The 11,643-nt window shown below is 71.7% G+C and carries 12 protein-coding genes and 1 pseudogene; 6 read left to right on the forward strand and 7 right to left on the reverse strand.

Annotated elements, in window-relative coordinates:
• Positions 1-163: 163 nt before the first annotated feature.
• A complete protein-coding gene (locus tag B9S58_RS05155) occupies positions 164-1,471 on the reverse strand; it encodes an ABC transporter substrate-binding protein (RefSeq protein WP_103530946.1) in 1,308 nt (435 codons plus the stop codon).
• Positions 1,472-1,717: 246 nt separating this feature from the next.
• Positions 1,718-2,848 (reverse strand): substrate-binding domain-containing protein, encoded by a 1,131-nt coding sequence (locus B9S58_RS05160; RefSeq protein ID WP_103530947.1) that lies wholly within the window; start codon positions 2,846-2,848, stop codon positions 1,718-1,720.
• 380 nt (positions 2,849-3,228) lie between these two features.
• On the opposite strand from B9S58_RS05160, the gene B9S58_RS05165 reads away from it, so the two are divergent.
• Positions 3,229-5,646, forward strand: coding sequence for a polysaccharide lyase 8 family protein (locus tag B9S58_RS05165; protein WP_103530948.1), 2,418 nt, complete (start codon positions 3,229-3,231; stop codon positions 5,644-5,646).
• A gap of 35 nt (positions 5,647-5,681) precedes the next feature.
• On the opposite strand, the gene aac(3) is transcribed toward B9S58_RS05165, so the two are convergent.
• Positions 5,682-6,536, reverse strand: coding sequence for an aminoglycoside 3-N-acetyltransferase (aac(3), locus tag B9S58_RS05170; RefSeq protein WP_103530949.1), 855 nt, complete (start codon positions 6,534-6,536; stop codon positions 5,682-5,684).
• Positions 6,537-6,631: 95 nt separating this feature from the next.
• Here aac(3) and B9S58_RS05175 point away from each other — a divergent pair, with 95 nt between their 5' ends.
• The 3 genes from B9S58_RS05175 (at position 6,632) to B9S58_RS37800 (ending at position 8,780) form a co-directional block, all read left to right on the forward strand.
• Positions 6,632-7,144 carry a DinB family protein gene (locus tag B9S58_RS05175; RefSeq protein WP_103530950.1) on the forward strand — a complete coding sequence of 171 codons (513 nt, stop codon included), beginning with the start codon at positions 6,632-6,634 and terminating at the stop codon, positions 7,142-7,144.
• Positions 7,145-7,211: 67 nt separating this feature from the next.
• Positions 7,212-7,955, forward strand: a complete 744-nt coding sequence (locus tag B9S58_RS05180) for a transporter substrate-binding domain-containing protein (RefSeq protein WP_103530951.1) — start codon at positions 7,212-7,214, stop codon at positions 7,953-7,955.
• 435 nt (positions 7,956-8,390) lie between these two features.
• Positions 8,391-8,780, forward strand: coding sequence for a hypothetical protein (locus tag B9S58_RS37800; protein ID WP_181009192.1), 390 nt, complete (start codon positions 8,391-8,393; stop codon positions 8,778-8,780).
• Positions 8,781-8,807: 27 nt separating this feature from the next.
• Here B9S58_RS37800 and B9S58_RS05195 read toward each other — a convergent pair whose 3' ends face one another.
• From B9S58_RS05195 to B9S58_RS05205, 3 genes are all read right to left on the reverse strand, one after another.
• Positions 8,808-9,317: a GNAT family N-acetyltransferase gene (locus B9S58_RS05195; RefSeq protein ID WP_103530952.1), complete on the reverse strand. Its 510-nt coding sequence runs from the start codon at positions 9,315-9,317 to the stop codon at positions 8,808-8,810.
• A 58-nt stretch (positions 9,318-9,375) separates the two neighbouring features.
• The gene (locus tag B9S58_RS37805) at positions 9,376-9,546 is read right to left on the reverse strand and encodes a DUF6381 family protein (protein WP_181009193.1); all 171 of its coding nucleotides are present in this window, start codon (positions 9,544-9,546) and stop codon (positions 9,376-9,378) included.
• Positions 9,547-9,903: 357 nt separating this feature from the next.
• The gene (locus B9S58_RS05205) at positions 9,904-10,338 is read right to left on the reverse strand and encodes a hypothetical protein (protein WP_103530953.1); all 435 of its coding nucleotides are present in this window, start codon (positions 10,336-10,338) and stop codon (positions 9,904-9,906) included.
• A gap of 173 nt (positions 10,339-10,511) precedes the next feature.
• On the opposite strand from B9S58_RS05205, the gene B9S58_RS05210 reads away from it, so the two are divergent.
• Positions 10,512-11,042, forward strand: a complete 531-nt coding sequence (locus tag B9S58_RS05210) for a helix-turn-helix domain-containing protein (RefSeq protein WP_103530954.1) — start codon at positions 10,512-10,514, stop codon at positions 11,040-11,042.
• Positions 11,035-11,421: a DUF4180 domain-containing protein gene (locus B9S58_RS05215; RefSeq protein WP_103530955.1), complete on the forward strand. Its 387-nt coding sequence runs from the start codon at positions 11,035-11,037 to the stop codon at positions 11,419-11,421. The genes B9S58_RS05210 and B9S58_RS05215 overlap by 8 nt, the downstream gene beginning before the upstream one ends.
• 44 nt (positions 11,422-11,465) lie before the next feature.
• On the opposite strand, the pseudogene B9S58_RS38725 reads toward B9S58_RS05215, so the two are convergent.
• A pseudogene (locus B9S58_RS38725) lies at positions 11,466-11,643 on the reverse strand (sporulation protein); the annotation flags it as partial.

An 11,643-nucleotide genomic window follows, 5' to 3' on the forward strand; every position in this document is an offset into this window, starting at 1 on the left:
GGCGGGACCTGCGGGACCTGCGGGCGGCGGCGCGGCCGGGGGTGCCGGGGTCTTGCCCGGCCGGGCGAGTGGGGCTGCCACCTGGTGCTCCTTCGGCAGGATGGGCTGAACAGGGTGAGGGGGACGGGCTGCCCGGAACAATGTGCTCCGGGCAGCCGTGCGGCTACTTGTCGAGCTTCAGGCCACGGCCGGTGACCGCGCTCTCGCCCTTCGCCTGACCGGAGCTCAGCATCTTCGTGTGGTCGCCGCCCGCGGCCATCTGTGCCGAGGTGACCTGCTGCTGCACCGGGCCCCAGGTCCAGCCGGGCACGATGGTGTCGGCGGCCTCGCCGGCCACGGCGTACACGTCCTGGCCGGCGAAGTAGGAGGTGTCGAACTCCTTCGCCGCCGCGGCGCGCATGGCCTCGTTGGCGGGCAGGGCGCTGCTGGGGGTCTTGAGGGAGCTGAGGCGGGCGGTCATGGCCGCGGGGTCGGTGGTGACCCACTTGATGAACTCGGCTGCGGCCTCGGTGTGTTCGCTGCCCTTGGGCACGATGTAGGAGGTTCCGCCGTACATGCCGGTGCTCGGCTCGCCGTCCCAGGTGGGCAGGGGGGCTATGCCCCACTTGCCTTTGCTGTCCGGATAGCTGACGGGGAAGGTCCCGGCGCTCCAGGCGGCGCCGATGACGGTGGCGACCTTGCCGGTGGAGCGTTCCTTGGCCTCGCCCTCGCCCCAGAGCGGGGTCCTGGAGGCGAGGCCGTCCGCGAGAAGTCCGTCCCAGTAGGCGGCGACGTTGCGGGAGGCCGGGTCGTCGATGTTCACCTTCCAGGCGTCGCCCTCGGTGCCGTACCACTGGGCGCCGGCCTGCCAGGCGAGGCCGGCGAGCAGGGCGGGGTCGCCGCCGCCGAAGTTGGTGATGGTGACGTCGGGGGCGGCCCGGTGGATCTTCTCGGCGGCCGTACGGTACTCGGCCCAGGTCGTCGGCACCTTGACGCCGTGCTCCTTGAACAGGTCCTTGCGGTAGAAGAGCTGGATGGGCGTGACGTCGAACGGCACCGCCCAGGTGGAGCCTCCGAGGTTGACCAGGGACTGGACCGCTTCGGGGAACTCCTTCTCCACCAGTTCGCCGGAGCTGGGGGTGAGGTTCTCCAGGTTGCCCTCGCTGGCGTACTCGGGCAGGGCGGAGTAGTCCATGGTGGCCACGTCGGGGGCGTTGCCGCCCTTGACCGCGTTGGACAGCTTGGTGACTCCCTCGGGGCCGGCCGGGACCAGCGAGAAGGTGACCTTGATGTCGGTCTGCGTCTTGTTGAACGCCTCGACCGTCTCCTTGGCGCCAGCGGCCGCGGACCAGAAGGTGAGGGTGACGGGCTTGCCGTCGCCGGAGCCCGAGGCGTCCGGCCCCGATCCGCCGCCGCAGGCGGTGACGAGCAGAGCGAGTGAAGCGGCGGACGCCACGAGGGCGAGGCGGGACGTGCGGGCGATACAGGGCATGGGCCGGCTCCTACGGGACCTCGAACTGCGGGAGATGAGGTGAACGGCACACATCATTTTGCGCATTACCGATCGCCGTCAAGAGCAAACGACCAATTCAATCGAATCGATCACCAGCGGGTCGACGTCCCGCTCCTGACGTCATCGGGCCCCGCGCATGCGAAGAACCGTGCCCGCAGGGCTTGTTGCCCCGGGGCACGGCCCGTGGTGTGGCTGTTGGCGTGGCCAGCGGCATGACTTCCTCCGTCAGGAAGCGGCGGCGGCCGCCCCGCAGGAGGCCCGGACCCGCAGCGTGGGCAGGATGTCCAGGTGCCGGCGGGCGGCGGGAGCCCGGCCGGTCGCACCCGTGTCCGTCGCACCGGGTTCCGCCACACCGAGACGGGACAGCAGCAGCCCGGCGGCCGCGGCCCCCACGGCGTGCTTGTCGGGGGACACGGCGGTGAGCGGCAGGTCGGCGAGCCCGGCGACCTCGTCGTCGTACGCGATCACCGCGAGGTCCTCGGGCACCCGCACCCCCCGGGCCTGGAGCCGTGGGATGAGGACGATCGCGTCCGCGTCGCTGTGCACGATCGCGGCGGTCACGTTGCCGCTCGCCACGGCCTCGCACAGATACTCCAGCGTCCGCTCGAAACGCTTCGCCTCCGACCGTGACGCGGTGTCGTCCAGCGGCGCGGCCGACACCGGGGTCAGCCCCAGCGCCTCCGCGGCGGCCCGGTATCCGACCCGCAGCCGGGGGGCGGTCGGACTGTCCTGCACGGCGAGCGCGATCGCCCGGTGCCCGAGCCCGGCCAGGTGCGCCACCGCTTCGGCGGCGCCGTGAGCATGGTCCGAGCGCACCCGGTCCAGGCCCGCCGCCGGATGACCGAGGGGCGCCGAGCGTTCCACCAGGACGACCGGCGTCCTCTGCTCCACCGTCCACAGCCCCTCGCCCTGCTCCGGGCAGCCGCGCTCCCAACTCGGCGTGAGCAGGAGTCCGTCGGCGCCGGTGGACAGCAGGCGGCGGGCCTGGGCCGCGTCCTCGTCGGGGAGGTAGTGGGAGAGCCCGATCGTCAGCCGGGCGCCCACGGCCTCGACCACCTGCCGGGCGCCGCGTACGACGTCCGCGTAGTAGTACTCGGTGGTCGGCACCACCATGCCCACCACCAGTCCTTCGGCGGGGGGCGCGGCGGCGGGGGCGGGCCGGGACTGCCCGGAAGGCCACACCACCGCGCCGTGCAACCGCTCCACCAGGCCCTGGGCGGCCAGCGCCTCGACGTCCCGGCGCAGGGTGACGGCGGACATGCCGAGCTCCTCGGCGAGTTCGGCGACGCGCAGGCTGCCGCGCTCGCGGACGAGCTCGAGCACCCGCTCGTGGCGCTGATCGACGTGCAGTCGCATGGATCCCCCTGGACTCGGAGACGGCTGGGCCGGACTTTGGCCCGACGGTGTTCCGGCGGCGTAACCGCCCGGTTCTGTTGCCGGCCGGCTGCCGCCCGGGACCCGTCCGGCCTGCCCCAACCATATCGATCACATCTGCTCGAAACGATCCGAGCAGGGTTTTACCCCGGAGCGACGGGCGCGCGCCGGTTCCTCCCCGGCAGAGGCATACACACCCCAAGAAGCGATCGATACGATCAATTCAGCCAAAGTTATTGAGCGAGTCGTCTGGTGGCTGCTAGAAAGTGCCAGCCCGCTCAGAACAGTCGGATCCCGGGTTCAGTTCAGCGCCCTGCGCGCCGGGTTCCCACCGGAGACATGTCACCGACCCGGAGCTCTCCATGACTTCTGCCTGGTCCCGCCGTACCTTCCTGGCCACCTCCGCGGCGCTCACCGCCGTGAGTGGCGGCGCACTGGTGCTCGCCGCGCCCGGCGCAGCCTCCGCCTTCGCCTCCGAGGACGATCCGTACGCCGCGCTCCGCACGACCTGGAGCGCGCTGATCCTCGGCGAGGGGTTCAGCCCGACCACCGAACCCTTCAGGAGCCGGCTGGCCGATCTCGGCGCGAAGGCCTCCCGGTGGCTGGAGTCCATGGCTCCGACGGAGGGCTCGCTGTGGCCCGACGCCGTGTTCGCGGATCCGGACCCGGACACGGACGCCGAGTCGTACGTCCTCTCCGGGCGGATGGCCGACAGCTTCGTCCGGCTGAACACCATGGCCCTGGCCTACCGCCAGCAGGGCACCGGCCTGACCGGGAACACCGGACTGCGCGATGCGGTGCTCACCGGCCTGGAACACCTCAACACCCAGGTCTACAACGACGGCCGGACCCGGTACGGAAACTGGTACAGCTGGCAGATCGGCGCGCCGCAGGCCCTGCTGGACGTGTGCGTGCTGATGTACGACGCCCTCACCCCGGAGCGGCTCGGGCGCTACTGCGCCGCCGTCGACCATTTCGTGCCGGACTCCGCCGTCGCCTCGTACACCGGGACCAGCACCGGGGCGAACCGGGTCGACCTGTGCCGGGTGCTGGCCCTGCGCGGGGTCGTCGGCGGGAGCGCGGCGAAGATCGCGCTGGCCCGGGACGCCCTCTCCCCCGTCTTCCCGCTGGTGACCGAGGGCGACGGACTGTACGCCGACGGCTCGTTCATCCAGCACACCACCGTGCCCTACACCGGCAGCTACGGATCGGTGATGCTCGGCGGTCTGGGGCTGCTGTTCGCGCTGCTGAAGGGAACCGCCTGGGAGGTCACCGACCCGAAGCGGCAGGTGGTGTTCGACGCGGTGGAGAACGCCTGGGCCCCGTTCCTCTTCAACGGTCTCGTCATGGACGGCGTCGCGGGGCGTGCCATCAGCCGCGGCGAGGTCGACGACCACCGGCGGGGACACCCGATCCTCGCCTCCGTCGTGCTGCTGGGACGAGGCGCGTCGGCCGCCGAGAACAGCCGGTGGCGGGGGCTCGTCAAGGGCTGGGCGCAGCGCGACTACTACAGCCCGCCGCTGAGCAACCCCTCGCTCGGGCTCACCGCACTGGCCAGGATCAAGGACGTCCTGGACGACACGTCCCTCACCGCACTGCCCGAGCCGGACGGCCACCGGCTGTTCCCCGACATGGCACGGGCCACGCACCGCCGTCCGGGCTGGGCGGCGTCGCTTAGCATGGCGGACCGGCGGATCACCTATTACGAGACCGGCAACGGCGAGAACCTGCGCGGCTGGCACACCGGAGCGGGAATGCTCTATTGGTGGGGCGACACCTTCGCCAACGGCCAGTACACCGACGCCTTCTGGCCCACCGTCGATCCGTACCGGCTGCCCGGCACCACGGCCTCGCGCAAAGTGCTGGCCGACGGGGCGGGCGGCGACTGGGGCGTTTCACTCCCCGATGTGAACTGGGTTGGCGGGGTCACCGACAAGAAGCGCGCCGCCGTGGGGCAGTACCTCAAGGGGCTGTCCAGCACGCTGATGGCGAAGAAGTCGTGGTTCTTCCTCGACGACACCGTCGTGTGCCTGGGCGCGGGCATCCACGGCCGCGACGGCGTGGCCGTGGAGACCACCGTCGACAACCGCAACCTAGGTCCGACGGGCAACGCACCGTTCACCGTCGACGGCTCGGTCAAACCCCGCACGCTTCCCTGGTCGGCGACGCTGACGGACACGTCCTGGGCGCATCTCGCCGGGCACGGCGGCTACGTCTTCCCGGGCGGGGCCACCGTGAAGGCGCTGCGGGAGAACCGGACGGGCCGCTGGCGCGACATCAACACGGCGGGCTCCACGGATCCGGTCTCCCGGAAGTACCTCACCCTCCGGTTCGACCACGGCCAGGACCCGTCGGACGCCACGTACGCGTACCAGCTCCTGCCCGGCGCGTCCGAGCGGCGCACGGCGGCGCGGGCGGCGGACAGCGGCTGGCTGCGGGTGCTCGCCAACACGGACGATCAGCAGGGGGTGGCGGTGCCCTCACTCGGGCTGACCGCCGTCAACTTCTGGTTCGGCGGGAGCGTCGGGCCGCTGGTGGCCGACGCCCCGTGCTCCGTGATGGTCACCGAGCACCCCGACGGGACGGCGACGGTGTGTGTGAGCGACCCGATGCGGATGCGCACCAGCCTGACCCTCATCTGGAACCGGGCGGTCGCCTCGGTCGTTTCGAAGCCGGCGACGGTGACTTCGGCGACCACGGGGGCCTCGCTGCGCCTCGTCCTCGGCGACCTGACCGGGACGCGCGGGGCGACGCAGACGATCAAGGTGCGGCTGCCCTGAACCGCGTCGGCGACAGGTGACCTCGGGCGCGCCGGTCAGGCAGACGGGTTCAGGTGTTCCTCGATCCAGCGGACGCCGAAGTCCACGGCCGGTCCGGCGTCGAACAGGCAGCTCCTGGCCGCCCCGACGAAGCCCTCCCGCCCGATGCCCGCGGCGAGCATGCTCCCGACGATCACCGCGAAGGGGTCCTGCCCCTCGGGCACGACCGGGGAGTAGTCGAACGCGCCGTGCTCGGAGTCGATGTCCCGGAAGGTGCGCCAGATCCGCTCGCTCTCCACCCGGATGGGCTGCTCGTACGTCACGAACCGTTTGCCGGGGGCCTGGGCCAGCGCCTCGGCGTGGTGCAGCAGGGTCATCGACTCCCGGGGCGCCCCGAGGAGCAGCACCCGGCCGCCGAGGGCCACGAGGCGCGCCAGCGGGCTGCCGGGACCGTGCGGGGCGTCCCAGGGGTGGTCGTCCATCAGCGCGGCGGCCGAAGCGCCGAGCGCCGCGAGGCTCACATCGGGGTGGCGGCTGCGTACGGCCCCGGGCCTGTGGCGCAGAGCTTCCGGGAGGCGTCCGTTGGCGTGCTCGGCCTCGCTCAGTTCCGGGTCGTACGCGGGGTGGTGGGCGCGCAGGGCCTCCTGCCAGGCGCGGGGCCAGGTGGTGAGGCCGTAGGGCGGGGCGTCGTTCCAGCCGCAGGTGACCACCAGCGTGCCGGTCGGTCCCACCACGTCCAGCAGGGCGTCGATGACCGTCCCGGGGCCGCCGGGGACGTAGCCGATCGCGGACAGTCGCGTATGGAACATCACGGTGTCGCCCGGGGCGAGGCCGAGGCCGGTCAGGTCGTCCCGGACGCGGTCCCGGGTCACCGGTCCGTCGGAGCGGCGCAGCAGTTCCGTCTCGTCCATGCCTCACCACCCTAGGGCCTGGAGGAAACGCGCCTGCCCGGGTGGACGCGCGCCGGTCATGCTGTCGGCCGGCACACGGACTGGGGAACATCTTCATGACGAACGACGACCGGACCGGGCCTCCCCTGCTGGGAAGCGAGCGCGAGACGCTGCGGGCCTTCCTCGACTACCACCGGGAGACCCTGGCCATGAAGTGCGCGGGACTGAACGACGAGGAGTTGCGCGAGCGGTCGATGCCGCCGTCGGCCTTGTCGCTGCTGGCTCTGGTACGGCACCTGGCGGAGGTGGAACGCACCTGGTTCCGGAGGGTGTTCGAGGACGCGGCCGCCCCGATGGTGTGGTCGGAGAAGCTCTTCGACTTCCAGGCGGCGTACGACGCGAGCACCTCGACCCGGGCCGAGGCGTTCGCCGCCTGGGAGGCGGAGGTGGAGACCTCGCGCCGGATCGAGCGGGAGGCGGCCTCGCTGGATCTGGTGGGGCGTCAGCCCCGGTGGGAGAAGGAGGTCTCGCTGCGGATGGTCATGGTGCACGTCCTGCTGGAGTACGGCCGCCACAACGGTCACGCGGACCTGCTGCGGGAAGGGGTGGACGGGGCGGTGGGTGCGTGAGACTGCGGTCTGTGGCCGGTCCCGTACGCCTTTCGACCGCGGCGGGCGCGCTCGTAGACTCCGCTCCATGACTCAGCAGCAGATGTCTCCCGCTCTCGTCTCCGTGTTCGCGCCCGGCGGCACCCTGCGTGCCTCGATCAACCTGGGCAATCCGATCCTGGCCCACCGGGATCCGGCGAGCGGCGAACCGGCCGGGGTCTCCGTCGACCTCGCGCGGGAGTTCGGGCGGCGGCTCGGGGTGCCCGTCGAGCTGGTGCCCTTCGAGAGGGCCGCGCTGTCGGTCGACGCGGTGCGGGCCGAGAGCGCGGACATCGGGTTCTTCGCGGTCGACCCCGCCCGGGACGATGGGCTGCGGTTCACCGCCCCGTACGTCCTCATCGAGGGCGCGTATCTGGTACCGGAGGCGTCCCCGGTCTCCGAGAACGGCCAGGTGGACCGCGAGGGCGCCCGGGTCTCCGTCGGGGCCGGGTCGGCGTACGACCTCTTCCTCACCCGCGAGATCCGCCGGGCCGAGGTCGTCCGGCTGGAGGGCGCGCCTCGCGCGCTCGCGGCCCTGCGGGCGGGCAAGGTCGAGGTGGCGGCCGGGATCCGGCAGTTGCTGGAGGCCGAGGCGGCGCGGGCCGGGGGCGTACGGGTGCTGCCGGGTCGGTTCATGGTGATCCGGCAGGCCATGGGGGTGCCGGATGGGCGGGGGCAGGCGGCACAGGAGTTGCTGGCGTCGTTCGTCGAGGAGATGAAGGCGGGCGGTTTCGTCGCCGACGCCCTGAAGCGTCACGGCGTCGAGGGTGCGACCGTGGCGCCGGCCGGCTGAACCGCCTGCGGGCGCCGGGCGGCTGGATCTCCCTCGGTACCCGGCCGGATCACCTCATCCCCGGTCCTGCACCGCCAGGCGATCTCGGTGGACGCCAGGTGGGCGAGCCCCCGCTGTTCCCGGAGCCGGCCGTGGTGGGCGAGGCGGGTGCGATGGGCGTCCCGGCCGGGGGCGCGGCCGGTCCAGGCCGCCGCCGCGACAGAGGGGAGGCGGGGCAACAGCAGGTCGTCACGTCGTCGAGGGACTCCACGGATTCGGCGAAGACGGTGGCCTCCACCCCGGCGACCCGGTCCTCGGGGATGCCGTGGGTCGCCGGGTCCCAGCGTGCGGTGTGTTCGCCCCGAGGGGGCGGTAGGCAGGAAAGCCGAGGCGGGCGGCGGTGGACGCCTGGCCGGGCGGAACGACCGTCGAGACGTAGCGGCGGTCCAGGTAGAGATGGGACCGCGGGGAGAGCAGGACGCGGCCGCCGCCGTCGAGGACCCGGGCCAGGGCATCTCCCGCAAGGAGGCCGCCGCCCGCGCGCCGGCACTGCGGCCCCGGCTGATGATCTGCGACGAGCCGGTGTCCGCACGGGACCTGACCACCCAGCGGACGGTACTCGAACAGCTTCAGGAGATCCCGGAGCAGTCCGGCGTCGTCTGTCTCTTCGTCACGCACGACCTGGGAGTGATCCGCTGCATGAGCCACCGGTGGCGGTCATCCGGGGCGGCGAGCTCGTCGAGACGGGACTACGCACGGCGCGTCACCTCCGATCCCCGGCACCCCTGTTACCCGTGCGCTGACGCTCGCCGCACCCGTCGCGGAGCAGCGACGGCGGCGGCGTAGGCTTCGTCGTCGGCCTGACCGGCCGGGCTACCGCGGTCGGCGTCGGCGGGTCAGCACGCGGGTGGTGCTGCCGTCGTCCTCCGCGATGTCCCTCACGTGCTCGAAGCCGATTCTGTGCAGCAGGGTCAGCGAGGCCTCGTTCGCGGCGGCGACGGTGGCGTGCACCTCGGTCAGTCCGAGCGTGCCGAAGCCGTGGGCGACGACGGCCTGTGCCAGCTCGGTCCCCAGGCCGGTCCCCCACGCCGTGGGCGCCAAGGCGTAGATGATCTCGTGGCCGTCGACGACGTCGGTCCGCTTGATCTCGGCGTGCCCGACGAGGATCCCGTCGCGGCGGACGGCCCAGACGGCGAACAGGTCCTGGGCGTAGACCTGGGTGAAGACCCGCCCGAACACGGACCGGTCCTCCGCCTCGGACGAAGGGCCGTCACCCATCCATCGGGAGACCCTGGTGTCCTGGAACAGGGCGACGAAGTCCCCTTCGTCCTCGGGGACGTACGGCTCCAGCAGGAGCCTCTCAGTGCGCAGAGTCGGTGTCACGGTGCGTGACGCTACCCTGGCGACGACCGTGCGGGCAATCGGCTTCCCCGCACCCCGGTCAGGAGGGCGGGAAATCGGCCGCCGGGTTCTCGCGCAGCAGCCGCAGGGCCTTCTCCCGCAGCCGCTGCCGGTGCTCGGGGTCGGTGGCCCGGTCGGCGGCGCGACCCAGTTCCTCGGCGCGTTCACGGGTGCGGCGGGCTCGCTCCACCGGGCTGTCGTACAGGTTCATGGGGATGTCCTCCGTCGTCGGTCCTCCGTCGGCAACCAGCGCTGCGTGCGCGACCGGAGAGCTGGGGGTGTCTCGTCGATCAGGGCCGGAGAAGGCCGCGGCGTCCGGTGCGGTGCATCGCAAGGCGCTGGAACGTCCTCGTCGCGGAGCGATTCGGGTGCTTCGGCAACGCCGGAAGGGTGAGGCCTCCCCTGCTCGGGCGAAGCCGAGAGCTCGGGGAGGTACCGGGCGTCGTGTACCCGGCCATGATCGACGAGCTACCCCTAGCGTCACCGGAATCGGCCTGACTCGCATCTCGTGCGGCTACGTTCGGTGACGACGGGAGGGGGCGGGCCCCCCTGGGACGGCGACCGCCCCTCAGTCGGCGGTGTGGTCCGGATGTCCTTCGGTTCGCCGGGCCGCCTTCATCTCGGCCTCGTAGAGATGGTCGCGGCCCTCGGCGAGCTCCTGCCTGATCTGCCGTTCGATCGTCCGGAACACGTCGTAGTAGGTGGCGTTGTATTCCTCGACGATCTGGAACGTCCAATGTCCGGGGATGACGTTGCGGCCGAGGATCTCCCGTTCGACCTGCTCGGCCCGATGACTGTGCCCTGCGGCACGGAGTAGTCGGACGGCGTCGTCAAGCGCGAGGTCGGCGCTCCCGGTGAGCTGGTGGAAGTCGTAGAGCGCGCCGCGGGCACGCTCGGCGGTCTCCAGCGCCTTCGACAGAGCCCCGAGAGCCTCGACGGTTGTGTCGGTGACGCTTTCGGGTCGCTGGTGCCGCGGATCGGGCGGCGGGGCTCCGGGGTTCATGGGACTCCTTGTCCGCGTGGACGGTCGTTCGTATCCCACCTTGCTGTCCCGGGCCTCGTCGCACCCGCCGAGTACATCCGGAACGGCCAATCGGCGATCTCCGCGTTCCCTAAACTTCTCTATCTGCATGCATATGAAGCCCAACAGGTATGTTTTGCGTATGATGCATACTCATGGGGAATGACGAGCGGGAGCTCTACTCGGTCGGCGAGGTGGCCGAGCTGCTGGGCCTGCATGTGCGGACCGTCCGGAACTACGTCCGCGACGGCCGGCTCAAGGCCGTCCGGATCGGCAAGCAGTACCGGATCAGCAAGGAGGACTTCGCGGCTCTGACCGGCAGGCCGGCCGACGCCACGGCCCCGGGGCCGACACCCGCGCCGGGGCACGTCGAGGTGTCCAGCATCGTGCAGATCGACGCGCTCGGTCCGGACGCCGCGCACCGGCTGAGCACGTACGTCACAGCGAGCACGCAGTCCGTGCGGGACACATCGGACCCCCTGCGCGTCCAGACGGTCTACGACAAGGAGCGAACCCGGATGAAGATCGTCATTCTCGGCGGCACGGCCGCCACCGCCGATCTGCTGCACATGATCGACGGCCTACTGGGCCCGGACAACGACCTGTTCACGTCCACAGCCAACTCCACGACCTCCTCCGGTTCCACCTCCACGTCCACGGGCAGGCAGGGGGCGGACCGTGCCTGACATCGTCGAGCACCATGGCGTTCCGGTCCTGCTGTGCGATGCCGACGGGGTGACCATCGCCGACGTCCAGGGCGCCCTGGACCAGCTGATCGGTGCCGCGTTCCAGAGCGCGGACGTGGTCGCGGTGCCGTCCACTCGGCTGGACGACAGCTTCTTCGACCTGAGCACCGGCCTTGCCGGAGAGGTCCTGCAGAAGTTCGCGAACTACCGGCTGCGGCTGGTCGTCGTCGGGGACATCAGCCGTCATCTAGCAGCCAGTTCGGCCCTCCCCGACCTCGTCCGCGAGGCCAATCGGGGCCGGGACATCTGGTTCGTCCCTGATCTGGAGGCGCTCGCCGACCGCCTGGCTCCGAACGGGGCGGGCCGCCCGGCCGGCTGACCCTCTTCCGGCCGGGCGTGCCGACGCCCCGGCTCACGGTCTCCTCCGGTCACCGCAGGACACGGCCAGGCGTCGACCCGGGCGTTCCAGTCGGTCTGCGGGGCCGCGTGGTGGGAGGCGGTGAAGCGGTGGACCGTGTCGTGCCCCTCGGAGTGGAGCCCGGCGCGCTCGTCCGCCTCGATCACGACCTCCAGGCCGCCCGGTGCGGCGATGAAGGTCACC

This window comes from Streptomyces sp. SM11 (assembly GCF_002910905.1).
Taxonomy (GTDB): Bacteria; Actinomycetota; Actinomycetes; order Streptomycetales; family Streptomycetaceae; genus Streptomyces.

What these genes read in the sequence shown, in the direction of transcription:
- B9S58_RS05155 (WP_103530946.1), bottom strand. Translation starts at nt 1,471, where the DNA reads ATGCCCTGTATCGCCCGCACGTCCCGCCTCGCCCTCGTGGCGTCCGCC.
- B9S58_RS05160 (WP_103530947.1), bottom strand. Translation starts at nt 2,848, where the DNA reads ATGCGACTGCACGTCGATCAGCGCCACGAGCGGGTGCTCGAGCTCGTC.
- B9S58_RS05165 (WP_103530948.1), top strand. Translation starts at nt 3,229, where the DNA reads ATGACTTCTGCCTGGTCCCGCCGTACCTTCCTGGCCACCTCCGCGGCG.
- B9S58_RS05175 (WP_103530950.1), top strand. Translation starts at nt 6,632, where the DNA reads ATGACGAACGACGACCGGACCGGGCCTCCCCTGCTGGGAAGCGAGCGC.
- B9S58_RS05180 (WP_103530951.1), top strand. Translation starts at nt 7,212, where the DNA reads ATGACTCAGCAGCAGATGTCTCCCGCTCTCGTCTCCGTGTTCGCGCCC.
- B9S58_RS37800 (WP_181009192.1), top strand. Translation starts at nt 8,391, where the DNA reads ATGGGACCGCGGGGAGAGCAGGACGCGGCCGCCGCCGTCGAGGACCCG.
- B9S58_RS37805 (WP_181009193.1), bottom strand. Translation starts at nt 9,546, where the DNA reads ATGAACCTGTACGACAGCCCGGTGGAGCGAGCCCGCCGCACCCGTGAA.
- B9S58_RS05205 (WP_103530953.1), bottom strand. Translation starts at nt 10,338, where the DNA reads ATGAACCCCGGAGCCCCGCCGCCCGATCCGCGGCACCAGCGACCCGAA.
- B9S58_RS05210 (WP_103530954.1), top strand. Translation starts at nt 10,512, where the DNA reads ATGGGGAATGACGAGCGGGAGCTCTACTCGGTCGGCGAGGTGGCCGAG.